The sequence below is a fragment of the Streptomyces sp. NPDC058092 genome (assembly GCF_042884935.1).
Lineage (GTDB): Bacteria > Actinomycetota > Actinomycetes > Streptomycetales > Streptomycetaceae > Streptomyces.
This window is the reverse complement of record NZ_JBHVSY010000024.1, coordinates 15,129-40,441: the sequence shown is the minus strand read 5'-3', so window position 1 is coordinate 40,441 and position 25,313 is coordinate 15,129. Positions and strand designations below refer to the sequence as shown.

21 protein-coding genes are annotated in these 25,313 nt (G+C 71.0%); 13 read left to right on the top strand and 8 right to left on the bottom strand.

Going from position 1 to position 25,313, the window contains the following annotated elements:
• Positions 1-107 precede the first annotated feature (107 nt).
• From ACFVV1_RS31270 to ACFVV1_RS31250, 5 genes are all read right to left on the bottom strand, one after another.
• On the bottom strand, positions 108-3,263 hold the full coding sequence (locus ACFVV1_RS31270) for an efflux RND transporter permease subunit (RefSeq protein ID WP_389996136.1): 3,156 nt from the start codon (positions 3,261-3,263) through the stop codon (positions 108-110).
• 163 nt (positions 3,264-3,426) lie between these two features.
• Entirely contained in the window at positions 3,427-4,122 is a 696-nt protein-coding gene (locus ACFVV1_RS31265) for a response regulator (RefSeq protein WP_389996133.1), read from the bottom strand.
• Positions 4,119-5,378: a sensor histidine kinase gene (locus ACFVV1_RS31260; RefSeq protein ID WP_389996131.1), complete on the bottom strand. Its 1,260-nt coding sequence runs from the start codon at positions 5,376-5,378 to the stop codon at positions 4,119-4,121. The genes ACFVV1_RS31265 and ACFVV1_RS31260 overlap by 4 nt, the downstream gene beginning before the upstream one ends.
• A gap of 307 nt (positions 5,379-5,685) precedes the next feature.
• Complete coding sequence (locus ACFVV1_RS31255; RefSeq protein ID WP_389996128.1) at positions 5,686-5,964, bottom strand: hypothetical protein; 279 nt, start codon at positions 5,962-5,964, stop codon at positions 5,686-5,688.
• Between the two features lie 9 nt (positions 5,965-5,973).
• The gene (locus ACFVV1_RS31250; RefSeq protein ID WP_384462077.1) at positions 5,974-6,756 is read right to left on the bottom strand and encodes a PspA/IM30 family protein; all 783 of its coding nucleotides are present in this window, start codon (positions 6,754-6,756) and stop codon (positions 5,974-5,976) included.
• A gap of 296 nt (positions 6,757-7,052) precedes the next feature.
• Between ACFVV1_RS31250 and ACFVV1_RS31245 the strand changes: the two genes are divergently transcribed.
• From ACFVV1_RS31245 to ACFVV1_RS31235, 3 genes are all read left to right on the top strand, one after another.
• Entirely contained in the window at positions 7,053-7,652 is a 600-nt protein-coding gene (locus ACFVV1_RS31245; protein WP_266420247.1) for a DUF3043 domain-containing protein, read from the top strand.
• A 125-nt stretch (positions 7,653-7,777) separates the two neighbouring features.
• Positions 7,778-8,512 (top strand): class I SAM-dependent methyltransferase, encoded by a 735-nt coding sequence (locus ACFVV1_RS31240; protein WP_389996345.1) that lies wholly within the window; start codon positions 7,778-7,780, stop codon positions 8,510-8,512.
• A gap of 210 nt (positions 8,513-8,722) precedes the next feature.
• Positions 8,723-9,799: a S1C family serine protease gene (locus tag ACFVV1_RS31235; RefSeq protein ID WP_389996125.1), complete on the top strand. Its 1,077-nt coding sequence runs from the start codon at positions 8,723-8,725 to the stop codon at positions 9,797-9,799.
• Between the two features lie 438 nt (positions 9,800-10,237).
• Here ACFVV1_RS31235 and ACFVV1_RS31230 read toward each other — a convergent pair whose 3' ends face one another.
• Entirely contained in the window at positions 10,238-10,447 is a 210-nt protein-coding gene (locus ACFVV1_RS31230; RefSeq protein WP_389996122.1) for a hypothetical protein, read from the bottom strand.
• Positions 10,448-10,575: 128 nt separating this feature from the next.
• On the opposite strand from ACFVV1_RS31230, the gene ACFVV1_RS31225 reads away from it, so the two are divergent.
• The 5 genes from ACFVV1_RS31225 to ACFVV1_RS31205 all read left to right on the top strand — a co-directional run bounded on the left by ACFVV1_RS31225 (position 10,576) and on the right by ACFVV1_RS31205 (position 16,585).
• A complete protein-coding gene (locus tag ACFVV1_RS31225; protein WP_389996119.1) occupies positions 10,576-11,778 on the top strand; it encodes a bifunctional adenosylcobinamide kinase/adenosylcobinamide-phosphate guanylyltransferase in 1,203 nt (400 codons plus the stop codon).
• Positions 11,779-11,850: 72 nt separating this feature from the next.
• The gene (locus tag ACFVV1_RS31220) at positions 11,851-12,690 is read left to right on the top strand and encodes a class I SAM-dependent methyltransferase (protein ID WP_389996117.1); all 840 of its coding nucleotides are present in this window, start codon (positions 11,851-11,853) and stop codon (positions 12,688-12,690) included.
• A gap of 95 nt (positions 12,691-12,785) precedes the next feature.
• Positions 12,786-13,880 (top strand): nicotinate-nucleotide--dimethylbenzimidazole phosphoribosyltransferase, encoded by a 1,095-nt coding sequence (gene cobT / locus ACFVV1_RS31215; protein WP_389996114.1) that lies wholly within the window; start codon positions 12,786-12,788, stop codon positions 13,878-13,880.
• Positions 13,881-13,964: 84 nt separating this feature from the next.
• On the top strand, positions 13,965-15,854 hold the full coding sequence (locus ACFVV1_RS31210; RefSeq protein ID WP_389996111.1) for a phosphatidylglycerol lysyltransferase domain-containing protein: 1,890 nt from the start codon (positions 13,965-13,967) through the stop codon (positions 15,852-15,854).
• On the top strand, positions 15,851-16,585 hold the full coding sequence (locus ACFVV1_RS31205; protein WP_389996108.1) for a hypothetical protein: 735 nt from the start codon (positions 15,851-15,853) through the stop codon (positions 16,583-16,585). The genes ACFVV1_RS31210 and ACFVV1_RS31205 overlap by 4 nt, the downstream gene beginning before the upstream one ends.
• Here the strand turns inward: ACFVV1_RS31205 and ACFVV1_RS31200 are convergent.
• Positions 16,528-17,289, bottom strand: coding sequence for a hypothetical protein (locus ACFVV1_RS31200; RefSeq protein ID WP_389996105.1), 762 nt, complete (start codon positions 17,287-17,289; stop codon positions 16,528-16,530). The genes ACFVV1_RS31205 and ACFVV1_RS31200 overlap by 58 nt on opposite strands.
• A gap of 88 nt (positions 17,290-17,377) precedes the next feature.
• Between ACFVV1_RS31200 and ACFVV1_RS31195 the strand changes: the two genes are divergently transcribed.
• Entirely contained in the window at positions 17,378-18,157 is a 780-nt protein-coding gene (locus ACFVV1_RS31195) for an adenosylcobinamide-GDP ribazoletransferase (RefSeq protein ID WP_389996102.1), read from the top strand.
• Here the strand turns inward: ACFVV1_RS31195 and ACFVV1_RS31190 are convergent.
• Positions 18,154-19,026, bottom strand: a complete 873-nt coding sequence (locus ACFVV1_RS31190) for an endo alpha-1,4 polygalactosaminidase (RefSeq protein ID WP_389996099.1) — start codon at positions 19,024-19,026, stop codon at positions 18,154-18,156. The two genes, ACFVV1_RS31195 and ACFVV1_RS31190, sit on opposite strands and share 4 nt — an antisense overlap.
• Positions 19,027-19,289: 263 nt before the next feature.
• Here ACFVV1_RS31190 and ACFVV1_RS31185 point away from each other — a divergent pair, with 263 nt between their 5' ends.
• The 4 genes from ACFVV1_RS31185 (at position 19,290) to ACFVV1_RS31170 (ending at position 25,218) form a co-directional block, all read left to right on the top strand.
• A complete protein-coding gene (locus ACFVV1_RS31185) occupies positions 19,290-20,834 on the top strand; it encodes a leucyl aminopeptidase (RefSeq protein WP_389996096.1) in 1,545 nt (514 codons plus the stop codon).
• A 382-nt stretch (positions 20,835-21,216) separates the two neighbouring features.
• Positions 21,217-22,605 (top strand): dihydrolipoyl dehydrogenase, encoded by a 1,389-nt coding sequence (gene lpdA / locus ACFVV1_RS31180; protein ID WP_389996093.1) that lies wholly within the window; start codon positions 21,217-21,219, stop codon positions 22,603-22,605.
• Positions 22,606-22,666: 61 nt separating this feature from the next.
• Positions 22,667-24,448 (top strand): 2-oxoglutarate dehydrogenase, E2 component, dihydrolipoamide succinyltransferase, encoded by a 1,782-nt coding sequence (gene sucB, locus ACFVV1_RS31175; protein ID WP_389996090.1) that lies wholly within the window; start codon positions 22,667-22,669, stop codon positions 24,446-24,448.
• A gap of 146 nt (positions 24,449-24,594) precedes the next feature.
• Entirely contained in the window at positions 24,595-25,218 is a 624-nt protein-coding gene (locus ACFVV1_RS31170) for a GntR family transcriptional regulator (RefSeq protein ID WP_384464671.1), read from the top strand.
• The last annotated feature ends 95 nt before the right edge of the window (positions 25,219-25,313 follow it).

Sequence of the window (25,313 nt, the reverse complement as noted above, 5' to 3'; positions counted from 1 at the left end):
TCAAACACCGGACGGGCTCGATCTTCCCGCCCGGGCGGGCTGGATCCGAAGACGTACGAAGGCCCCGGCACCGTCGAAACGGTGCCGGGGCCCTTGTATGCCCTGCGTTACGCCTTCGCGGGCTCCGGCTCCTCGACGGTGGCGTCCACCGCCTCGGCCGGCGTCGGGAGGCCCGCCTTCTTCGCCCGCTTGATGGCCTTCTTCTTCGCGCGGCGCTCCTTGCGGAGCTCCACCATCGCGTAGAGCGTCGGCACGAGCAGCAGGGTCAGCAGCGTCGAGGTGACCAGGCCGCCGATCACCACGACGGCGAGCGGCTGCGAGATGAAGCCGCCCTCGCCGGTGACGCCGAGCGCCATCGGGAGCAGCGCGAAGATCGTCGCGAGTGCCGTCATCAGGATCGGGCGGAGCCGGTGACGGCCGCCCTCGATGACCGCTTCGACGACGCCCATGCCCTGCGTCCGGTACTGGTTGATCAGGTCGATCAGCACGATCGCGTTGGTGACCACGATGCCGATCAGCATCAGCATGCCGATCATCGCCGCGATGCCCATCGGGGTACCGGTGATGAGGAGCAGTCCGATCGCTCCGGTCGCCGCGAACGGAATGGAGACCAGCAGGATCAACGGCTGGACGAGCGACCGGAAAGTGGCGACCAGCAGCATGAAGACGATCGCGATGGCCGCCAGCATGGCCAGGATCAGCTTCACGAACGCGTCCTTCTGGTCCTCGGAGACACCGCCGATGGTGGCGGTGGCGCCGTCCGGGAGGTCCAGGGCCTTGATCGCGTTCTGGAGGTCGGTTCCGACCGCGCCGGTGTCGTCGCCGACGGGCTTGGCGGTGATCGTCGCGGCGCGCCGGCCGTCGATCCGGGTCATCGAGACCGGTCCGGGGACCAGCTCGACGTCGGCGATCCGGCCGAGCTCGACCGGGCCGAGCGAGAGATTCTTGAGCTCGGCCATCGTGGTCGCCGGGTGGGCGGACCTGATGACGACGTCACGCTCGGTGTCGTCCATGATCGCCTTGCCGGACGGGGTGCCGCGCACCGCTCCGGCGACGGCCGCGCCGAGCGTGGCCTGGTCGAAGCCGGCGTCCGCGGCCTTGGCATTGGCCTTGACCGAGATCCGCGGGACGCTCTGCGCCAGGTCGCTCTGGACGTCGGTGACGTCCTTGAGCTTGGCGACCTCGGCCCGTACCTCTTCGGACGCCTTCTTCAGGACGTCCGCGTCCGCAGCCTTGACCACGACGCTGAGGTCCTGGCTGCCGAAGCCGCCATCCGCCGAGATGGTGATGTCGCCGATGCCGTCGAGCTTGCCGAACTCCGCTTCGAGGCGCTTCTGCGCGGCCTCGGATTCGCCCGCGTCCTTCAGGGTGATCTGGTACGAGGCCTGGTTGGAGCCCGTACCGCCGCCGAAGGCCGCCATGAAGCCGGAGGAGCCGACGGTGACCTGGTAGTCCTTGACGCTCTTGTCGCCCGCGAGAACCTTCTCGACCTTCTTGGCCGCCTCGTCGGCGGCCGCCAGGCTGGTGCCCGGGGCCAGCTCCTGCTTGACGGAGAGGACTTCCTGCTCGCCCTGGTCGAAGAGGGTGGTCTTCAGCAGCGGGGCCATGCCGAAGGTGCCGAACAGCACCACGACGGCGATGACGATGCTGGTGATCCTGCGCCGGGTCGCGAAGCGCAGCACCGGGACGTACAGCCGCTGGAGCCGGCTGCCGGCTTCCTTCTCCTCGGCCTTGCGACGGGCCTCGTCCGGGTCCTCGGCGGTGCCCTTGGGCGCGCGCAGGAACCAGTACGACAGGACGGGCACGACGGTCAGCGAGACCAGCAAGGAAGCCAGCAGGGCCGCGGTGATGGTCAGCGAGAACGAGCCGAAGAGCTCACCGACCATGCCGCCGACGAGACCGATCGGCAGAAAGACGGCGACCGTGGTGAGGGTCGAGGCGGTGACCGCGCCGGCCACTTCCTTCACCGCGGTGATGATCGCCGACTGGCGCTCCTCGCCGTAGCCGAGGTGACGCTTGATGTTCTCCAGGACGACGATCGAGTCGTCGACGACCCGGCCGATCGCGATGGTCAGTGCGCCGAGCGTGAGCATGTTGAGCGACAGATCGCGGGTCCAGAGCACGATCAGCGCGAGGACCACGGAGAGCGGGATGGAGACCGCGGTGACCAGGGTCGAGCGCAGCGAGGCGAGGAAGACCAGGATCACGATGACCGCGAAGAGCAGACCCAGCGCGCCCTCGGTGGTCAGACCGGAGATCGCCTTGGAGACGGCGGGGCCCTGGTCGGAGACGACGGTCAGTTCGGCGCCGGAGCCGAGGTCCTTGCGGAGGTCGGGGAGCTTGTCCTTGACCGCGTCCGAGATGGCGACGGCGCTGCCGTCCTTGTCCATCGTGGCCATCACGGCGAGGCTCGGCTTGCCGTTGGTACGGGTGAGGGAGACCGCGGTGGACGGCTCCTGCTTCACCGTGGCGATGTCACCGACGCGAACGGGCTTGCCGGGCTTGCCCGTCGCGGGGTCCTTGCCGGCGACCCGCAGGTCCTCGATCTGCTTCAGGGAGGTGAAGGCGCCGCCGACCTGGACGGTGCGGCTCTTGCCCGACTCGGAGAAGGAACCGGCGGGGACGGTCGCGCCGGCCGCCTGGAGCGCCTGGGAGAGCGTCATGGTGTTCAGGCCGGCCGCGGCGAGCTTGTTGTCGTCGGGCGTAATGGAGACCTGGAGGTCCTGCACGCCGTCGACGGAGACCTGGCCGACGCCGGCGATGTCCTCCAGCGCGGGGACGACGGTGCGGTCCAGCTGGTCGGCGAGCGCCTGCTGGTCCTTGCCGGAGGTGACGGCGAGGACGACGGTCGGCATGTCGTCCGTCGAGCCGGCGACGACCTGCGGGTCCACGTCGTCGGGAAGCTGGACGCGGGCGCGGTTCACCGCCTGCTGGATGTCGGCGACGAGCTGCTTGGTGCCCTCGCTGCCGAAGTCGAAGGACGCCATGATGACGGCGTTGCCCTCGCTGGCGGTCGAGGTGATGCCGGTGACCCCGTCGACGGCCTTGATGGAGTTTTCGAGCGGCTCGACGACCTGCTTCTCCACCACATCGGGCGACGCACCCTGGTAGGGGGCGAGCACCGACACCATCGGGAGTTCGATGGTGGGCAGCAGCTGCTGCTTGAGCTGCGGGATCGCGATCGCTCCGAAGACGAGGGCGACGATCGAGATCAGTCCGATCAGGGCCCTTTGCGCGAGGCTGAATCTGGACAGCCAGGACATGGGTGGGTCTCTCTTCTGTGGCTTAAGCGGCAGATGGGCGGGTGGCTGGGGACAGACCCGGCCCAGATCTACGATCACTCATCCGCAAGGCCGGAAGCGTCGGCCCGAGGTCGCTTTCTTATGCCGCGCATACCGCAGGTGGAGTACGCCGAATCTCCACCCGTCACTCCACCCTGGGGCGCACCAGGCCCGATTCGTACGCAATGACCACCAATTGAGCCCTGTCCCGTGCGCCCAGCTTCGCCATCGCCCTGTTCACATGCGTCTTGACGGTGAGCGGGCTGACGACGAGCCGCTCGGCGATCTCGTCGTTGGAGTGGCCGGCCGCGACCAGGACCAGCACTTCGCGCTCGCGGCCGGTGAGCGCGTCGAGCCGCGCGGAGTACTCGGCGGTGCCCGGCCCGGCACCGCCCGAACTGTCGCTCTGCGCAAGGAAGGTGGCGATCAGACCCTTGGTCGCGGCGGGCGAGAGCAGCGCCTCGCCACCCGCGGCGATCCGGATGGCGTTGAGGAGTTCCTCGGGTTCCGCCCCTTTTCCGAGGAAGCCGGACGCCCCGGCCCGCAGCGACTGCACCACGTACTCGTCCACCTCGAAGGTGGTGAGCATGACGACCCGTACGTCGGCCAGTTCAGGATCGGCGCTGATCATGCGGGTCGCGGCGAGTCCGTCCGTACCGGGCATCCGGATATCCATCAGCACCACGTCGGCGCGGGTCGACCGGGCGAGCTCCACGGCCTGTGCGCCGTCCGCCGCCTCGCCGACCACCTCCATGTCGGCCTCCGAGTCGACCAGCACCCGGAACGCGCTGCGCAGCAGCGCCTGGTCGTCGACGAGCAGCACCTTGATGGGCGGTGTCATGTGTTCTCCCCCGTCCGGCCCGCCGCGCCCGGCTCCTCGGGCTCTGCCGTACGGGCCTTGACGGGCAGGATCGCATGGACCCGGAATCCGCCCCCGTAGCGGGGGCCCGCGGTGAGGGAGCCACCGAGTGCGGTGACGCGTTCGCGCATGCCGAGGAGGCCGTGGCCACCGCCGTCCCCGTTGTGGCCGCCCCCGCCCGAGCCGTTGTCGATGACGGTGATCTCGGCGGTGGCCCCGACCCGTACGACGCTCACCTCGGCCTTCGCGCCGGGGCCCGCGTGCTTGCGCACATTGGTCAGCGCCTCCTGGATCACCCGGTACGCGGCCAGGTCGACGGCTGCGGGCAACGGGGGCCGCCGGTCGGTGCAGGCCACCTCGACCGGGAGCCCGGCCCGCCGGACGGTGTCCACCAGTTCGTCGAGGACCGCGAGCCCCGGGGCCGGTTCGGTCGGCGCCTCCGGGTCACCGGACTGGCGCAACAGCCCGACGGTGGCCCGCAGTTCGTTGAGCGCGGAGCGGCTGGCCTCCCGGACGTGGGCCAGCGCCTCCTTGGCCTGGTCGGGGCGCTTGTCCATGACGTGGGCGGCCACCCCGGCCTGGACGTTGACCAGGGCGATGTGGTGGGCGACGACGTCGTGCAGATCCCGGGCGATCCGCAACCGCTCCTCGGCGACCCGGCGCCGGGCCTCCTCGTCGCGGGTGCGCTCGGCCCGTTCGGCGCGCTCCCTGATCGCGTCGACGAAGGCGCGCCTGGAGCGGACGGCGTCCCCCGCCGCGCCGGCCATGCCGGTCCAGGCGAAGACGCCGAAGTTCTCCTGGCTGTACCAGGGCGCCGAACCGAAGAACATCGCAGCGGCCGTCAGCACGGCCATGGTCAGCAGCCCGACCCTCCAGGTGGTGGGCCGGTCGGTGCGGGCTGCGACCGTGTACAGCGCGATGACGGTGCTCATCACCACGGGCGCGGGCGGGTCGAATCCCACCAGTTCGACGACCGTCAGCCCGGCGGTGGCCACGAGCACCGCCATGGGATGACGCCGCCGCCAGATGAGCGCCACGGCACCGAGCACCATCAGGAGCACGCTGCCCGCCTCGGGCGTGCGGGTGCCGAAGGCGGCACCGTTCGGTGCGCCCGGGCGGACGAACGAACCGATGACCATGGCCACGAGTACGGCCAGGGCGAGCACGGAGTCCAGCGCGAGGGGATGGTCGCGCAGCCAGTGCCGGACGCGCAGAACCCCGGTTCCGAGGGTGGTCACGTCAAGCTACGTTACGGCGTGTCGCGCGGGAATCGGTCCGAGTCGTACGGAGAAATCGGTCGTACCGGTCGTACCGGTCGTACCGGTTGCACGGAGAAGTCGTAGCGCCCGAACGGAGAACGTCGCACGAAGAGAACGTCGCACGAAGGAGAGCGGTCGTGCGGCGATGACGGCACGGGGCGTATGGAAGCGCTGAAGCGCCGCGGACACGGCTGTGCCCCGTGACCGGCGGACCGGACACGGGGCACAGGGCACGGACTCGTGCGGATGCTCGCGGGTGCGTGCAGGTGCTGGAGTGCGGCCGGCGTCAGCCGGGGATCAGGCCGTCGTCCCGGAGCATGGCGCGCACCTCTTCGAGGGTCGCGTCGGACGACGGAAGGATCAGTTCGGACGGCTCCAGGGAGTCGTCCGGCAAGGGTTCACCGAGCGCGTGCACCCTGGCGAGGAGCGCATGGAGAGTGGAGCGGAAGCCGGGGCCGTCGCCGCTCTCCATCTCGGCAAGCAGTTCGTCGTCGAGCTTGTCGAGCTCGGCGAGATGGCTGTCGGCCAGGGCGACCTGGCCCTCCCCCATGATCCGTACGATCATGACGCTGCCTTAACTCTTGTCGAACTTGTGCGGGGACTGGGACGACTGCTGCTGCGCCGCGTCCTGCGGGCCGCCTTCGATAGCCTGCTGCTGGGTGGGGCCGCCGGCCAGCTCGGCCTTCATGCGCTGCAGCTCCAGCTCCACATCCGTACCACCGGAGATCCGGTCGAGCTCGGCGGCGATGTCGTCCTTGGCCGTACCGGTCGGGTCGTCCAGGGCGCCGGAGGCGAGCAGCTCGTCGATCGCGCCGGCCCGGGCCTGCAGCTGCTGGGTCTTGTCCTCGGCCCGCTGGATCGCCAGGCCGACATCGCCCATCTCCTCGGAGATCCCGGAGAAGGCCTCGCCGATCCGGGTCTGCGCCTGGGCAGCGGTGTAGGTGGCCTTGATGGTCTCCTTCTTGGTACGGAAGGCGTCGACCTTGGCCTGGAGCCGCTGGGCCGCGAGAGTGAGCTTCTCCTCCTCGCCCTGCAGCGTGGTGTGCTGCGTCTCCAGGTCGGTGACCTGCTGCTGGAGTGCGGCACGCCGGGACAGCGCCTCGCGGGCCAGGTCCTCGCGGCCGAGCGCGAGCGCCTTGCGGCCCTGGTCCTCCAGCTTGGACGACTGACCCTGCAGCTGATTCAGCTGCAGTTCCAGCCGCTTGCGCGAGGTCGCCACATCGGCGACACCGCGGCGTACCTTCTGAAGCAGCTCCAGCTGCTTCTGGTACGAGTAATCGAGGGTCTCGCGCGGATCCTCGGCCCGGTCAAGGGCCTTGTTTGCCTTCGCGCGGAAGATCATCCCCATACGCTTCATGACACCGCTCATGGGCTTCGCGCGCCCCCTTCTGACGGACTGAGCTCCAGCACTCCAACAGAACCCACAGTACGGGCCCTGCCTCTATTACCGCACTGTTCGAGCACAGATGTGCTCCTCCCCAAGGACGACTGCACCCGGTCACCACTCCGGCCCAGGGTGTAGGTGGCGGTCGGGGAGACCGGCGGCGTCCACCGTGCGGAACCCCCGGGGACACCTGCGAGAACGCGGGCCGTTGCCGGATCGTTCCCGACCGGCCTGGGGCCGTGACGATCGAACCCGTACCCTTGGGCCTTGTGTTCCGTAGCCGTTCGAAGGAAGAGAAGGCGCCCACCGGCAAGGTGACGGCCGACCTCTCCACGCAGCCCCGCGACCCGCAGGCCCCCAAAGGTCGCCCCACCCCCAAGCGCAGCGATGCCCAGTCGCAGCGCCGTCGCGCCTCCAGTGGCGCGCCGCTCGATCGCAAGGAGGCCATGAAGCGGCAACGCGAAGCGCGCCGTGTGGACATGGCCAAGCAGCGTGAGGCGCTCGCCAGTGGCGACGAGCGCTATCTGCCGGCTCGCGACAAGGGCCCCGTGCGGCGCTTCGTCCGCGACTACGTGGACTCGCGCTTCTGCATCGCGGAGTTCTTCCTGCCGCTCGCCGTGATCATTCTGATCCTCAGCGTGATCCAGGTGCAGAACATCCAGAACATCTCGCTGCTGCTCTGGCTGATCGTGATCGTGCTGATCGTGATCGACTCGATCGGTCTCGCGTTCCGCCTGAAGAAACAGCTGAACGCGCGCTTCCCCGATACGCCGAAGCGTGGCGCGGTCGCCTACGGCCTGATGCGTACGCTTCAGATGCGTCGGCTCCGGCTGCCGAAGCCGCAGGTCAAGCGCGGAGAGCGGCCCTGAGTACGGATACCTCCGGCTCGGTCGGCGGTCCGTCCGTCGACCGGGCGGGCCGCGCCACCCCTGCCGCCACTCTCGTCACTGGATTCTCGGGAGCCTCCTCGGCATGGCTGAAGGGGCTCGGCGGGCTGCGCAACACGGTCCGCCAGGAGCTGGTCGCGCGCCAGCTCGACGAGCAGATCGCCGCCCGCTTCCCGGTCGGGCAGCGGCTGCGCATCCTCGACGTCGGCATGGGCCAGGGCACCCAGGCGCTGCGTCTGGCCAGGGCCGGGCACTCCGTGACGGGTCTGGAGTCCGATACGGAGATGCTGCGGGTGGCCCGTGAGTCGCTCGGCAGCGAGCCCGCGGGCATCCGCGAGCGGGTCCGGCTGATCGAGGGCAACGGCCTGGACACGGGGGTGCACTTCCTGCCCGGCAGCTTCGACGTGGTGCTCTGCCACGGTGTGCTGATGTATGTCCGGGAGCCGGACGCGATGGTGGCCGGCCTGGCCCGGATGCTGGCCCCGGGCGGGCTGCTCTCGCTGCTCGTACGGAACGCCGACGCGCTGGCGATGCGGCCCGGGGCGGCCGAGGACTGGGACGCGACGCTGGCCGCCTTCGACACGGACACGTACACCAACCGGCTGGGCCTCACGGTGCGGGCCGACCGGCTGGACGCCCTGACGGCCACGCTCGCCGGGATCGCGGCGCCCCTGCACGCCTGGTACGGGGTGCGCGTCTTCACGGACCACGTGAGCAACGACGTGGAACTGCCGGCCGCCGCCGAACTGGAACAGGTGCTGGCCGCGGAGGACCGGGCCGGGCGGACGGATCCGTACCGCCGGGTGGCCGCGCTGCTGCATCTGTGCGGGGTGCGGGGCTAGGGTCTGCCCGGCGGATCAGGGCCACGGTCGGGGTCGGATCAGGGCCGGGGTCGGGGTCCGGGTCGGAAGCCTGACGCGGCAACCTCGCGGCGTTGCCGAAATTCCGGTCACCCGCCCGCGGGCACGGGCGGCCGCCGGAGCCGTCAGGCGACTTACCCGATCGGCCGAATCCAGCAGGCCACCGAGAGCCGCAAAAGCAACAATCCGGACATGGATGCATTCCACTCCCCCCGTCACATACGCCGGCTGCTACTGCCTCTGACGGCAGGTCTCTGTGCGATAGCCCTGGTGAGCGGCTGTTCGGACGCGGACTCCAATTCACCCGAGACGAGTCCCACCACATCGGCCCCCGCCGCCCCGTCCGCGGGTTATCTGCAGAGCGAATACGAGGCCGTGATCAAGAACGTGCTGCCGTCGGTCGTTCAGATCGAGACCTCCAACGGCCTGGGCTCCGGCGTCGTCTACGACACCAAGGGCCATATCGTCACCAACGCCCATGTGGTCGGCAATGACACGACGTTCAAGGTCACCGTCGCCACCGGCGAGAAGGTGCTGAAGGCCTCGCTGGTCGCCGCCTATCCGGAACAGGATCTGGCCGTCCTCAAGCTCGACACCGCCCCGGACGGTCTGAGGCCCGCGAAGTTCGGTGACTCGAGAAAGGTCCAGGTGGGACAGATCGTGCTGGCGATGGGCTCGCCGCTCGGACTGTCCTCCAGTGTCACCCAGGGCATCGTCTCGGCGCTCGGCCGGACCGTCAGCGAGAGCCGGGCGGGCGGCGGCACGGGCGCGACGATCGCGAACATGGTGCAGACCTCGGCGGCGATCAACCCGGGCAACAGCGGCGGTGCGCTGGTCAACCTGGACAGTGAGGTGATCGGCATCCCGACACTGGCGGCGATCGACCCGCAGCTGGGTAACACCGCGGCGCCGGGCATCGGGTTCGCGATCCCCGTCTCGATGGTGAAGACGGTCGCCGATCAGATCATCAAGAGCGGCAAGGTCACGAACTCGGGCCGGGCGGCACTGAACATCACCGGGCGCACGGTCGTCGACCAGAACTACCAGCCGGCCGGGGTGGCGCTGGTCAGCGTGACGAAGGGTGGCGCCGCGGAGAAGGCGGGGCTGCGGGCCGGCGACATCATCACCAGGATCGGCGATCTGCCGGTCACGACAATCACGTCCCTGTCGGAGGCGCTGGCCTCGGACAAGCCCGGCCAGAAGGTCACCGTGACGTATCTGCGCAACGGGGCGGAGAAGACGGCGCAGGTCACCCTGGGTGAGATCTAGGGTCTTTCGTCTGGATCAGGCCGGATCAGGGAGCGGCCCGCCGCGGAGCGGCTGATGTCACCGTGGTGCCGTGCATCGCAAGGCGGAGGCAAGGAGCCCGATGGGGTCTCCCCTGGTCGAGCGGAGCCGAAGGCTCGGGGAAGGAGCCCGATGGGGTCTCCCCGGTCGAGCGGAGCCGAGAGCTCGGGGAAGACCGACGACAACGCGGCGAGGCGCGGTGCCGGGGCACGCGAGCCCGGCATGATCCGAACGAGAGGCCCTGGGGCCTGTCCGGCCCCGATCCGCCGGACAGACCCCACTGCCGTGACCGGCAACCGTCGCCGGTCGCGGCACTGGTTCCCGGCCGTACGGGCACAGACACCGGCGTACGGGCGGGGCCTCGGCCGTACGGGCGCAGGGCCCGGGCCCGTACCGCCGACGCGCGCGGGGACGCGGGAATCAGCCCTCGTCACCCTGGAGGCTCATGGGGCCGTAGATCTTGGTCGTGTCCTCGAAGAGCGTCACCTGGTCCGCCCCGCCGTCGAGGAGTTCCTTCCAGTACTCGCCGATCCAGGACTCCGCGTCACCCTGCGTAGTGAATTCCTCCGGCTGCAGGGCCGGCTCCGTCTCCGTACCGTCGGACTTCTCGAACCGCCACGTCCATGCCATGTCCGCCTCCTGGGTCGCTTCGCTGCCCGCAGCCTAGTGCCTACGACCAGTGCCGGTACGGGCCCTGCGCCTGCCCGGACGCCCCCCAGGTCGCGCACCGGTTGCGCGGACGCGGGAGGATCGGAGGCGTGGAACTGACTCTGCTCGGCACCGGAGCCCCCGACGGGCTGCCGCGCCCCGAATGTCCCTGCGCCGCCTGCGCCGCCGCCCGCGGGACGGCCTCGCGGGCCGCGACCGCCCTGCTGGTCGACGACGCGCTGCTGCTCGATCTCACCCCGGGCGCCGTGTTCGCCGCGGCCCGGGCGGGGCACTCGCTCACCGGCGTACGACAGGTGCTGCTCACCCATCCGCACGACGGGCCCGCCGTGGAGCTGCCCCCCGGGCTGCCTTCGGCGGGACGGGTGCCGGACGGGCAGGAGCTGACCCTGATCAGCGGGCACCGGGTGCGGGCGGTGGCGATGGACGCGCCGGGCACGGGCTACGAGGTGACCTCGCCGGAGGGCGTACACCTGCTGTACCTGCCGCCGGGCGCCGCGCCCTCCGGCCTCGCGGACCGGGCACCGCGGCCGTACGACATGGTGGTCGGCGACGTGGTCGGGCGGCCGGACGCGGTGGCACGGCTGCGGGCCGTCGAGGCGATCGGGCCCACCACCGAGATCATCGCCGTCCATCTGGACCACGACGCGCCGCCCGGCGCCGAGCTGGGCCGGCGGCTCGCGGCGGCCGGCGCGCGGACCGTGCCGGACGGGACGACGCTGGTGGTGGGCGGGTACCACACGGCGCCGGAGGTACCCCGGCGCACGCTGGTGACGGGCGGTGCCCGGTCGGGGAAGTCGGTGGAGGCCGAGCGGCGCCTGGAGACGTTCCCCGAGGTGGTGTACGTGGCGACCGGTGGCGGCAGGGAAGGGGACGCGGAGTGGGCGGCCCGGATCGGGCTGCACCGGGAGCGCAGGCCCGCCGCCTGGCGCACCGAGGAGACCTGTGAGCTGGTGGAGCTGCTGGAGTCGGACGGGCCTCCGCTGCTGATCGACTGTCTGTCGCTGTGGCTGACGGACGCGATGGACCGGGTGCACGCCTGGGACGACGCGGCGTGGGCGGGAGGCGGCGAGAGCGCGCTGCGGGGGCGGACCGCCGAGCTGGTCGCCGCGGTGCGCGGGACGCGGCGCACGATCGTCGCCGTGACCAACGAGACCGGCTCGGGCGTGGTGCCCGCGACGGCTGCCGGGCGACGGTTCCGGGACGAACTGGGCCGGTTGAACGCCGCGTTCGCCGACGAGTGCGAACAGGTGCTGCTGGTGGTGGCCGGACAGGTGCTGACGCTGCGCGGCTGACCGGACCACGCGAACGACGACGCGGGAACGGAACACGACAGGAATGGAATCGCGGGAACAGGAGGAGCGGGCATGGCACGCATGCGACCGATGTTGAGCGGGATTCCCGAGACCCTGCTGTGGACGCTCTACAACCGGGCGTACGAGGCGGGACAGCGCTATCCGGTGCTGGACGACCCCATGGCGCTCCGGCTGATGAAGGATCTGGACTACCCCTTCGAGGAGCGGTTCGGGCAGCCGAACGCGTTCCACTCGCAGGCCCAGGGGCTGCGCTCGCGCTGCTTCGACCTGGCCGTGCAGGAGTATCTCGCCGACCGTCCGCAGGCCACCGTGGTCGCGCTCGGCGACGGCCTGGAGACCGGTTTCTGGCGGGTCGACAACGGCCGGCTGAACTGGCTGAGCGTGGAGCTTCCGGAGGTCGCCGAGCTGCGGCGGGCGCTGCTGCCCGCCTCCGGGCGGCTGCGCACCCTGTCCTGCTCGGCGACCGATCTGTCCTGGCTGGACGCGATCGAGGACCCGGAGGGCCGCGGCGTGGTCGTCACGACGCAGGGGCTGCTGATGTATCTGCCCCCCGCGGAGGTACGGAGGATCCTGGTGGCCTGCGCCGAACGGCTGCCCGGTGGCGTCCTCGTACTGGACACGATGGCGCGCTGGCTGGCCAGGGGCACGGTGGCCGGCACGTCGAAGGTCGGCGGGATGACCATTCCGCCGATGCGCTGGGCGATGAACCCCGGCGAGCGGCACAAGCTGCGCAGTGCGCACCCGGCGATCACCGAGGTGCGGGCGCTGCGGCTGCCGCGCGGGCGGGGTGCGATGGGCGAGCTGATCCGGCTCCAGTCGCTGTTGCCGGGGCTGCGGACCCTGACGCCCGCGATGACGCAGCTGCGGTTCGGGTACGGATCCCCGCGCTGATCCGGTGTCAGAAACGCGGCGGGTACTGTTCCGCAGTGAGCCCGCCGCCGGGCTCACCGGCCCACTCCACGTATCGACCCGCGAGGCAGACCCCCGTGAATCTGGACGACTTCTCCGACCTGATCGAACGCCCCGACGGCGGCGTACGGCGCGACGCCGAGGAACGCCGGGAGCGCCTGGTCGTTCCTCCGGGCGCCCTCGGCCGCCTGGACGAGCTGGGCGAATGGCTCTCGGCCGCCCAGCAGTCCGTACCGGTCAAGGCGATCGAGCAGCCGCGCGTGGTGCTCTTCGCCGGTGATCACGGGGTTGCCGAACTGGGTGTTTCCGGGCGCGCGGCCGGGAGCGCGTACGAGCTGGTGCGGGCCACGCTGGACGGCGCGACTCCGCTCGCCGTGCTGGCCCGTCAGTTCTCCGTACCGGTACGGATCGTCGACGCCGGACTGGACTGCGACCCGGAGCTGCTGCCGGAGCCGGTGGTACGTCACCGGGTGCGGCGCGGCAGCGGCCGGATCGACATCGAGGACGCGCTGACGGCCGAGGAGGCCGAGCGGGCGGTACGTCTGGGGATGGCGATCGCCGACGAGGAGGCCGACTCGGGCACCGATCTGGTGGTGCTCGGTGATCTGAGCGTCGGCGGTACGACGGCCGCGGCCACGCTGATCGCGGCGCTGTGCGGCACGGACGCGTCGGTGGTAACCGGGCGCGGTGGCGCGGGGATCGACGATCTGGCGTGGATGCGCAAGTGTGCGGCGATCCGGGACGCGCTGCGCCGGGCCCGGCCGGTCCTCGGTGATCAGCTGGAGCTGCTGGCCACGGTGGGCGGCGCGGATCTGGCGGCGACGACCGGGTTCCTGTTGCAGTGCGCGGTGCGCAGGCTGCCGGTGATCCTGGACGGCGTGGTCTCGGCGGCCTGTGCGCTGGTGGGTCAGCGGGCGGCCTTCCGGGCGCCGGACTGGTGGCTGGCGGGTCAGGCGAGCGGCGAGCCGGCGCAGGCCAAGGCCCTGGACCGGATGGCACTCAACCCCTTGCTGGACCACGGCGTCATCGTGGGAGAAGGAAGTGGGGCATTGCTCGCGCTTCCGCTCGTTCGGGCCGCGGCCGCGCTGGCGGCGGAGCTGCCGGAGCGTCCGTCCGTCGCCGACGAGAAGGACGGCGTCGGCGACGCGGCGGGCGACGCGACCGACGGCTGACGGACCCGGCACGGCTGCGGCCGCCGGACACCGGTCGCAGCACGGTCCCCTCATGGGGCGCGATGCACCATATGATCGCTTTTTATGGGAGAGGTCCGATTGGCCACCGAGGAATCCGGGCGGGGCAGCACCCGGGCACCGAGCACCGTCCGGTCACGCCGCTGTGCCGCGTTCGCCATCTGGTACCTGCGTGTCGTGTCGTTCATCAATTTCCTGAGTGCCGTCTGGGTCACTCTCGGCAACGACCTGCGCCGCCACAACACCGCGAACTACTTCACCCCGTACCTGCTCACCGCGGGCTTCTCCTCCGGGGTGGTCGCGCTCTTCCTCGCGATCACCATGCACCGCCGCAAGCGGGCCGCCTGGATCGTGAACATGGTGGTGAGCAGTCTTCTGCTGCTGCTCTTCGTCCTGGTGATCCCATTCCCGGAGGTCCGGCAGTACCCGCAGAACTGGATCTCGCTGACGCTGACCGCCGCGTTCGTCCTGGCGCTGGCCCTCGGCCGGCGTGAGTTCTACGCGAAGGGCGACCGGTCCAATCCCAAGCTGGCCGCGGTCGTCGCGGTCGGCGGACTGCTGGCCACCTCGCTGATCGCCGCGGGCCTGGTCACCCTCACCAACACCGCGCACGACGAATTCCGCTCGACCTTCCTGGACCGCTGGCGCTACGGCACCCTGCGGCTGATCTCGATCACCGACAACGACACCAACTACCCCGGGATCACCACGCCGGGCTGGGTCAACGTCAGCATCAACATCCTCTCCACCCTGCTGCTGATCGCCGTCGTGTACGCGGCGTTCCGGGCCCGCCGGGCCGTCGACCCGATCACCCCCGAGGACGAGGCCCGGCTGCGCGTGCTGCTCGACAAGCACGGTGAGCGGGACTCGCTCGGCTACTTCGCGCTGCGCCGGGAGAAGAGCGTCATCTGGTCGCCGACCGGGAAGGCCGCCGTCGCCTACCGCGTGGTCGGCGGGGTCTCGCTCGCCTCCGGTGATCCCATCGGCGACCCGGAGGCGTGGCCCGGGGCGATCGAGCCGTGGCTGGCCGAGGCCCGCGAGCACGGCTGGATCCCGGCGGCGATGGGGGTGAGCGAGGAGGGCGGCACCGTCTACGCGCGGCACGGCCTCGACGCCCTGGAGCTGGGCGACGAGGCGATCGTGGAGACCGCCGACTTCACCCTCGAAGGACGGGCGATGCGCACCGTCCGCCAGGCGTACAACCGGATCGGGCGCGCCGGGTACGAGGTGACCGTGCGCCGGCACGCCGACATCCCGGACGACGAGATGGCCGAACTGGTGCGGTGCGCCGACGACTGGCGCGACGGGGCGACCGAGCGCGGCTTCTCCATGGCGCTGGGCCGGCTCGGTGATCCGGCCGACGGCCGGTGCGTGATGCTCGAATGCCGCAACGCGCCTGCCGGGAAGGCCGGCGCGCCCGTCGAAGAGGGCGCCGGGGCCGCCGGAAGTGGCGCCGCGGCCGCCGAGAAGGGAAGCACCCCCGCCGCGAAGGGCACCGCGCCGGGCGAGTTGCGCGCCGTGCTGAGCTTTGTGCCGTGGGGGCCGAACGGCCTCTCGCTGGACCTGATGCGCCGTGACCGCAACTCCGAGAACGGCCTCATGGAGTTCATGGTCATCGAACTCCTGCAGCGCGCCGAAGAGATCGGGATCACCCAGGTCTCGCTGAACTTCGCGATGTTCCGGTCCGTCTTCGAGCGGGGTTCACGGCTCGGCGCCGGACCGGTGCTGAGGCTGTGGCGCTCCATGCTCAGCTTCTTCTCGCGCTGGTGGCAGATCGAGTCGCTCTACCGTGCCAACGCCAAGTACCGGCCGATCTGGGAGCCACGCTTCATGCTCTTCGAGAAGAGCTCCGACCTGCTGCGCATCGGCCTCGCCGCGGGCCGTGCCGAAGGGTTCCTGGAGGCGCCCGGTCTGCCCAAGTGGCTGCACCGCTCGCATCTCGGGGCCGGTGGATGAGTTTCGTACGCGCGCTGAGCGGGGCGGCCCGCCGCGAATGGGGTCCGCTCCTCATCACCGTACGCGCGGGGCTCGCCGCCTCCCGGCTGCGGGCGGTCCCCCTGACGCTCGCCGTGGTCTGTCTGACGGCGCTGCTCCATGCGGTGCAGAACCAGTCATGGGGGGCCGGAGCGGTGCGCGGGCTCGGGGCGGTGCGGGCCGAGGATCCGTTGTGGCAGGCCCTGCTGCGTACCCCGTTGTCGCTGTTCGTCCCGGCGCCGGACCTGCCGGTGTGGGGGGCGCTGGTGCAGATCCTGGCGGTGTTCGGGACAGCCGAGATCTGTCTGGGCCGGTGGCGCACGCTCCTCATCGCGTACGTCGCGACGCTGGCCGGGACGCTGTTCGCACGGATCGGTGTCGCGCTCGGCCCGGACGGGGCGTTCGGGCTGCCCGCCTCCGACGCGCGGATCGTCGACACCGGCCCGTCGGCGGCGGTGGTCGGTCTCGCCGTCTACGTGTGCTGCCTCTACCGGGCCTGGTTCACCGGTGCGCTGGTGATCGCCGCGATGGTGGTCGAGGTGGTCGCCAAGAACAACCTGGCCGGCAAGGAGCATCTGGCGGCGATCGCCGTGGTGCTCGTGCTGTGCGCCGTCACGGCCGGCCGGAACCGGCGCCGGTATGCGCGCCGCCGTGATCAGGGCTTGCGTCCGGGGGCCGGGACCCGGTCCGGTGCCCCGCCGATGAGGTCCTGAAATCTGCGGCGCGGGCCCACCCAGCGCACGTCGTGGTGGTAGGCGCGCAGCACCGCCCGGGCACGGGTGCGGTGACGGTTGCGGTAGAAGCGCTTCGCCCACATCGAGGTCGGCCGGGCCAGCCGGATCGCCCCGATCAGCGCGACGAACGGGACGAGGGTGCCGACGACCGCGAGCCGCGCCTTGCCCTTGAACAGGGCGATCAGCACGAAGCAGAAGTTGACGATCAGGGTCAGGACGACCCCGAGCCTGCCCTGCTGCTCCTCACTGCTCAGCTCGTTCACACCGAGCGGCGAGAATCCGGCCAGGACCAGCAGCACCAGCGCCGCGGTGAGGACGACGACCTCCACGCTCTGCCGGCCCTGCTCGGTCCAGTACACGTCGTCGAGATGGAGGATCAGGGCGAACTCGTCCAGCACCAGACCCGCACCCATGCCGAAGATCACCGCGCAGACCGCCGCGGTGACGCCCTGGCGCCCGCTGGCGACCGCCCCGAAGCCGCCGATGACACTCAGCACCACGCCGGGCACCACGTGGTGGACGTGCACTCCACCGGGCGTGATGTTGCGGAACGGCCCCTTCCCCGCCCTGATCATCCGGGTGATGAACCGGGTGATGGCGAAGGTGAGCACGAAGGCGGCCAGCGCGAGGAGCAACGGCAGCTTCCCCGGCTCGACGATGTTCACCTCGAACCAGTGACCCATGCCACCCACTCCCGATAAGACGCTTTCGTCATGGTCCGTCGTGCTATGACCAATCTATCGGCCCGTCACAGCGATTAGCCTGCGCGCCGTGACCTCCCTGAACCTCCACGGCCTGCGTTTCGCCTTCGGCACCCTGACCGTGCTTCCCGTCCGCGTCACCCGCTGGGACCGCGGTACCGCCCGCGCCGGAATGCTGTGCGCGCCGCTGGCCGGTCTCGTCGTGGGGCTTCTCGCGGCGGTGCCCGGTGGCCTGTTGCTGCTGCTCGGCTCCGGTCCGCTGCTCGCCGCGGTCGCCTCCGCCGCCGTGCCCGCGGCGCTGACCCGGGGACTGCATCTGGACGGTCTCGCGGACACCGCCGACGGCCTGGGCAGCGGCAGGCCCGCCGACGACGCCCTGCGGATCATGAAGCAGTCGGACATCGGGCCGTTCGGGGTGATCACCCTGCTGTTCGTGCTGCTGGCCCAGGTCGCGGTCCTCGACCAGTTGTACGGGCAGAGCTGGGCGCGCGGCGCGGTGGCGGCGGCCGTCGCCGCGGTCACCGCCCGGCTCGCGCTCACCCTGGCGTCCCGGCAGGGCGTACCGGCGGCCCGTCCGGAAGGGCTGGGTGCGGCGGTGGCGGGGACAGTCACGGTCCGGGCCGCGGTGGCTGCCGGGGCGGTCGTGGTCGCGGCCTGCGCGGGTGCCGGTGCGCTCTTCGGCGGCTACGGGGCGCTGCACCACGCCCTCGCCGCACTGCTCGCCCTCGGCGCCGCCCAACTCCTGCTGCGGCACTGCGTGCGCCGCTTCGGCGGGGTGACCGGCGATGTCTTCGGCGCACTGGCGGAGACGGCGGCGACGGCGGCCCTGGTGGTGCTGGCGCTCGGTTAGGGCCTTTCGGCTTCGGAGCCCGATCCGGCCGTGCCGTTCCGGGAACGCGCCTGTGGGCACTCCTGGCGCCACACGCCCAGTTCGTACTTCTTCCGCAGCGAGCTGAGCCCCAGCCGCTTCGACGCGGCGCAGAACCGGGCGGCCGGCAGTTCGTACTCCACGTGGAAGACGGCCTTGCCCGCCTTCACGAACGGGGTGAGGGCCTCGCACTCCTCGTACTGCGCGCACTGCTCGTTGACCGCGAAGTCGAAGTCGGGCTCCAGCTCCGGTATCTGGCCGAGATCGTTCTTCAGGCCGACGGCGAGTCCGTGGCGGTGGGCGATACGGGCGACGAGCCGGTTGTAGCGCAACTGGTCGGCGGCGGTCAGCGGGAAGCCCGTACGGTTGCGGTAGCCGTCCATGTTGTCGGGTTCGACCGCGTCGAAGCCCTTCTTCGCGCACATCGCGATCCGCCGTTCCATCAGCGGCTCCAGGACGTCCGTGCGGCGGATGTCGAGCCAGTACTCCCCCTCCCAGCCGTTGCTCCTTCCCCGTATCGCGGCGGGGAACTTCCCGGCGTCCGGGCGGAAGTCCTCCCAGGCACCGGTGGAGAGATAGCAGATCACCTTGCGGCCCCGGCGGTGCAGATCGGCGACGGCCGAGGCCTTGTGGTCGAAGCCGTCGATGTCGTACACCGGGACGTCCACCGTGGGGTCCAGCCGGCCGGAGAGCTGCCACTGCCAGCCGATGCCCGGCTCCGGCCGCCACCGGCCCTTCGAGGCGGGCTCCGCAGCCGTGGTGCAGCCGGTCAGCAGGGCCAGCAGCATCAGTACGGTCACGGGCAGCGCCCGGCCCGTTCCCCGCACGCGTGCAGCCCCGCGGGCGCGCATGGTCTTCTCCCCCCGTTGGTCCGGCACCACCAACGACCCTACGTCCACGGCCCGTTCCGGCCGCACGGACCCGGCCCCGGCCGCTCCCGGCCCGTGGCCCGGGTCGCCGCAACAGGCCGCCGGCGGCCCGCCGCCGTGATACCGCAGCAAAGGCGCGCGTAGGCTCATTCCCGGCACATTGCGGCGGCGTCTACGATGCGCCGGGCACGGTCGGCCCACCCATCGACCGACAACGAACTCAACGGAAGCGAGATTTCACCACCGTGACTGCTCTCACTCTCAGCACTGCCGGTGCGGCGACGCTGCGCGCCGACGCACTCGTCGTCGGCGTCGCCAAGGGCGCCAAGGGTCCGGTCCTCGCACCGGGCGCCGAGGCCGTGGACAAGGCGTTCGACGGAAAGCTCGCCACCGTCCTGGAGGCCCTGGGCGCCGCAGGTGCCGAGGGCGAGGTGACCAAGCTCCCCGCGCCCGACGGTCTCAAGGTCCCGGTCGTCATCGCGGTCGGCCTCGGCTCCGTCCCGGAGAAGGACGAGGCGTACGACGCCGAGACGCTGCGCAAGGCCGCGGGCTCCGCCTCGCGCGCCCTGGCCGGTTCGAAGAAGGCCGGCTTCGCGCTGCCCATCGCCTCCGTCGAGGACGCCGGGGCGATCGCCGAGGGCGCGCTCCTCGGTGCGTACGCCTTCACCGCGTACCAGGGCGGCGAGAACAAGCTGGCGCCCAAGGACAAGAAGAACGGCAACGGCCCGAAGCAGCCGCTCGCCGAGGTCGCCCTGCTCGGCGCCAAGCCGCGCGACAAGGCGTTCAAGGCGGCCGCCGACCGCGCGCTCGCGATCGTCGAGGAGATCAACCGCGCCCGCGACCTGATCAACACCCCGCCGAACGACCTGTACCCCGAGTCCTTCGCCGCCGTGGCCACCGCCGCGGGCAAGGAGCACGGCATCAAGGTGCAGGTCTTCGACGAGAAGGCGCTCGTCAAGGGCGGCTTCGGCGGCCTGCTGGGCGTCGGCCAGGGCTCGACCCACGGTCCGCGCCTGGTGAAGCTCGCCTACACGCACCCGAAGGCGGAGAAGACCCTGGCCCTCGTCGGCAAGGGCATCACCTACGACTCGGGCGGCATCTCGCTGAAGCCGGCCGGCCACAACGAGACGATGAAGTGCGACATGAGCGGCGCCGCCGCCGTGTTCGCGGGCGTCGTCGCGGCCGCCCGTCTGGGCCTGCGGGTCAATGTCACCGGCTGGCTGGCGCTCGCCGAGAACATGCCGTCGGGCAACGCCACCCGCCCCGGTGACGTGCTGCGCATGTACAGCGGCAAGACCGTCGAGGTCCTCAACACGGACGCCGAGGGCCGGCTCGTCCTCGCCGACGCGCTGACCCGTGCCTCCGAGGAGAACCCGGACGCGATCGTCGACGTGGCGACCCTGACCGGCGCCATGGTGCTGGCGCTCGGCAACCGCACCTTCGGCATCATGGCCAACGACGACGCCTTCCGTACCTCCATCCACGAGATCGCCGAGGAGGTCGGCGAGGCCTCCTGGCCGATGCCGCTCCCCGCCGACCTGCGCAAGGGCATGGACTCCCCGACCGCCGACATCGCCAACATGGGCGAGCGGATGGGCGGCGGCCTGGTGGCCGGTCTGTTCCTGCAGGAGTTCGTGGGCGAGGGCATCGCCTGGGCGCACCTGGACATCGCGGGCCCGGCCTTCCACGAGGGCGCGCCGTACGGCTACACGCCCAAGGGCGGCACCGGTTCCGCGGTCCGCACGCTGGTGAGGCTGGCGGAGCGCACCGCGGCCGGAGACCTCGGCTGACGTCCCAGCTGGTGTACGGCCCCGGGCATATGTCCGGGGTCGTACGTGTTCCCCTGCCGGCATCGCGGCACGGATCGATCCGGCCGGTTTCGCTCCCGATGAAATCCGTACGCCCTCCCGTCTCCCACCACCACCCTTCCGACGCCGCGCTACGCGCCTATCCTCTTTCTACGCAGCGGTAACCACCCGAGACGAATGATCATCCGTCTCAGACCCGGGCCCCGCGTCCCGCCCACCGTCGACAAGTGCGAAGATGGGTTCTCGGCAGGACAGGGCCCCCACCACAGGGCCGAACATCAAAGCGGCCGAACACCAGCCGACCGGCCGGTCATCCCCCAGCGACGGGGCCCGGCATACGGCGCACATGCATGGAGGACGTGACGTGGCGAACGACGCCAGCACCGTTTTCGACCTAGTGATCCTCGGCGGTGGTAGCGGCGGTTACGCCGCGGCCCTGCGCGGAGCGCAGCTGGGCCTGGACGTCGCTCTGATCGAGAAGGACAAGGTCGGCGGCACCTGCCTGCACAACGGCTGCATCCCCACGAAGGCCCTGCTGCACGCCGGCGAGATCGCCGACCAGGCGCGCGAGGCCGACCAGTTCGGCGTCAAGGCCACCTTCGAGGGCATCGACATCCAGGCCGTCCACAAGTACAAGGACGACGTGATCTCGGGCCTGTACAAGGGTCTGCAGGGTCTCATCGCCTCGCGCAAGGTCACCTACATCGAGGGTGAGGGACGGCTCTCCTCCCCCACCTCGGTGGATGTGAACGGCCGACGCGTCCAGGGCCGCCACGTGCTGCTCGCGACCGGCTCCGTGCCGAAGTCGCTGCCGGGCCTGGAGATCGACGGCAACCGCATCATCTCCTCGGACCACGCGCTGAAGCTGGACCGCGTCCCGAAGTCCGCGATCGTGCTGGGCGGCGGCGTCATCGGCGTCGAGTTCGCCTCGGCGTGGACCTCCTTCGGCACCGACGTCACGATCATCGAGGGCCTGAAGCACCTCGTCCCGGTCGAGGACGAGAACAGCTCGAAGCTTCTTGAGCGCGCCTTCCGCAAGCGCGGCATCAAGTTCAACCTCGGTACGTTCTTCCAGGGCGCCGAGTACACGCAGGACGGCGTCCGCGTGACCCTCGCCGACGGCAAGACCTTCGAGGCGGAGGTCCTGCTGGTCGCCATCGGCCGCGGCCCGGTCTCGCAGGGCCTGGGCTACGAGGAGGCCGGCGTCGCGATGGACCGCGGCTACGTCCTCGTCGACGAGTACATGCAGACCAACGTTCCGACCATCTCGGCCGTGGGCGACCTGGCCCCGACGCTCCAGCTCGCCCACGTCGGCTTCGCCGAAGGCATCCTGGTGGCGGAGCGGCTGGCCGGTCTGAAGACCGTTCCGATCGACTACGACGGTGTCCCCCGGGTGACGTACTGCCACCCCGAGGTCGCCTCCGTGGGCATCACCGAGGCCAAGGCCAAGGAGCTCTACGGCGCGGACAAGGTCGTCGCTCTGAAGTACAACCTCGCGGGCAACGGCAAGAGCAAGATCCTCAAGACCGCGGGCGAGATCAAGCTCGTCCAGGTCAAGGACGGTGCCGTGGTCGGCGTCCACATGGTCGGTGACCGTATGGGCGAGCAGGTCGGCGAAGCCCAGCTGATCTACAACTGGGAGGCGCTGCCCGCCGAGGTCGCGCAGCTCATCCACGCCCACCCGACCCAGAGCGAGGCGCTCGGCGAGGCCCACCTGGCCCTGGCCGGCAAGCCCCTGCACTCCCACGACTGATCAGTCGACCGGGCGCGACGACCGACCTACTTCCGCACTTTCGTAAGGAGCAACTGAAACCATGTCGGTTTCCGTAACCCTTCCGGCGCTCGGCGAGAGCGTCACCGAGGGCACTGTCACCCGCTGGCTGAAGGCCGAGGGCGAGCGCGTCGAGGCCGACGAGCCGTTGCTCGAGGTTTCGACCGACAAGGTCGACACCGAGATCCCGGCTCCCGCGGCCGGCATCCTCTCGGCCATCAAGGTCGCCGAGGACGAGACCGTCGAGGTCGGCGCCGAACTGGCCGTCATCGACGACGGCACGGGTGCGCCTGCTGCCGCCGCGGCTCCGGCCGCCGAGCCCGCGGCCGCCCCGGCCCCGGCGCCGGCGCCGGTCGCCGAGGCCCCCGCCGCCCCGGCCCCCGTGGCCGCGGCTCCTGCCGCCGCCGCTCCGGCCGGTGGCGCCGCCGGTACCGACGTCACCCTCCCGGCGCTCGGCGAGAGCGTCACCGAGGGCACCGTCACCCGCTGGCTGAAGGAGGTCGGCGAGGAGGTCACGGAGGACGAGCCCCTCCTGGAGGTCTCCACGGACAAGGTCGACACCGAGATCCCCGCCCCGGTTTCCGGCGTGCTGCTGGAGATCGTCGTCGCCGAGGACGAGACCGCCGAGGTCGGCGCCAAGCTCGCCGTCATCGGCGCCGCGGGTGCCGCTCCGGCTCCGGCCGCTCCGGCTCCCGTCGCCGCCCCGGCTCCGGCCGCCGCTGCCCCCGCACCGGCACCGGTCGCTCCGGCCGCCCCCGCGCCGGCTCCGGCACCGGTGGCGCCCGCCGCCCCGGTCGCCGCACCGGCACCGGTGGCCCCGGCCGCACCGGCGCCCGTCGCCGCACCGGCTCCGGCGGCTCCGGTCGCCCCGACGGCCCCCGTCGACGAGGGCGCGTACGTCACGCCGCTGGTGCGCAAGCTCGCCTCCGAGAGCGGCGTCGACCTGGGCGCGGTCAAGGGCACCGGCGTCGGTGGCCGTATCCGCAAGCAGGACGTCGTCGCCGCCGCGGAGGCCGCCAGGGCCGCCGCCGCTGCCCCGGCTCCGGCCGCCGCCGCTGCTGCTCCGGCAGCCTCGAAGGCGCCGAAGCTGGAGGTCTCCCCGCTGCGCGGTCAGACGGTCAAGATGACCCGCATGCGCAAGGTCATCGGCGACAACATGATGAAGGCGCTGCACTCGCAGGCCCAGCTGACCTCGGTCGTCGAGGTCGACATCACCAAGCTGATGAAGCTGCGCAACCAGGCGAAGGCCGCTTTCGCCGCCCGTGAGGGCGTCAAGCTGTCCCCGATGCCGTTCTTCGTGAAGGCGGCGGCCCAGGCGCTGAAGGCCCACCCGGTCATCAACGCCCGGATCAACGAGGACGAGGGCACCATCACGTACTTCGACTCGGAGAACATCGGCATCGCCGTGGACGCCGAGAAGGGTCTGATGACCCCGGTCATCAAGGGTGCGGGCGACCTGAACATCGCCGGTATCTCGAAGAAGACCGCCGAGCTGGCCGGCAAGGCCCGCGGTGGCGGCCTGACGCCGGACGACATGTCCGGTGCCACCTTCACCATCAGCAACACCGGCTCGCGCGGTGCGCTGTTCGACACCGTCATCGTGCCCCCGAACCAGGCAGCCATCCTGGGCATCGGTGCCACGGTCCGCCGCCCGGTGGTCATCGACCACCCGGACCTCGGCGAGACGATCGCGGTGCGCGACATGACGTACCTCGCGCTCTCCTACGACCACCGTCTGGTGGACGGCGCGGACGCCGCCCGTTACCTGACCGCGGTCAAGGCGATCCTGGAGGCCGGTGAGTTCGAGGTCGAGCTCGGCCTCTGAGCACCACGGTTGTAACCAGCCTCACCAGCGGCGCCCCCGTCCGGACCACTTCCGGGCGGGGGCGCCGCCGTATTGTCTAGTCACCACCGGTCGCCGCTTCGGCGTCGACCGGATCGGCAGCGCCGGTTTCCCCGAAGGAGCCCCTCATGACCCCGCCCGTCGTCCACTCGCTGCGCGAACAGATCCGCGAGCACATCGTGGACGGGATCGTCAGCGGGCGCTGGAAGCCGGGCGAGCGGATCGTGGAGCGGCGGATCGCCACCGAGCTGGAGGTCAGCCAGACGCCCGTACGCGAGGCGCTGCGGGAGCTGGAGACGCTCCGGCTGATCGAGTCGGCGCCCAACAAGGGCGTACGCGTACGGAACCTGACCGCGGCCGACCTGGAGGAGTCCTATCCGGTACGGGCCGGCCTGGAGCAGATCGCCGCGGAACTGGCGGCTCCGGCGCTCGGCGAGGACTGCTCGCGGCTGTCGCCGCATGTGGCGGCGCTCTACGAGGCCGACCGGCTGGCCGACGGTGAGGCGCAGGTGCGGCACACGGTGGCGTTCCACCGGGAGATGGTGCGGGCGGCCGGAAACGCCGTACTGCTGCACACCTGGGAAGGGCTGGGCATCGAGGTGTTCACCGCCCTGTCGATCCGGTGGCTGGGCACGGTGCAGAAGTCGTACGCGGAGGAGCACGAGGCGCTCATCGAGGCCTTCCTGCGAAAGGACCCGGACATCGGGGTGCTGGTCAAGGCCCACGTCCTCGGCTGCGCCCCCCGCGCCTGAGGTCGTACGCGTCGCGCATCCGAGCGGCCTACGCGTCACGCGCCCGAGCGGCCTACGCGTCACGCGCCCGAGGAGCCTACGCGTCACGTGCCCGA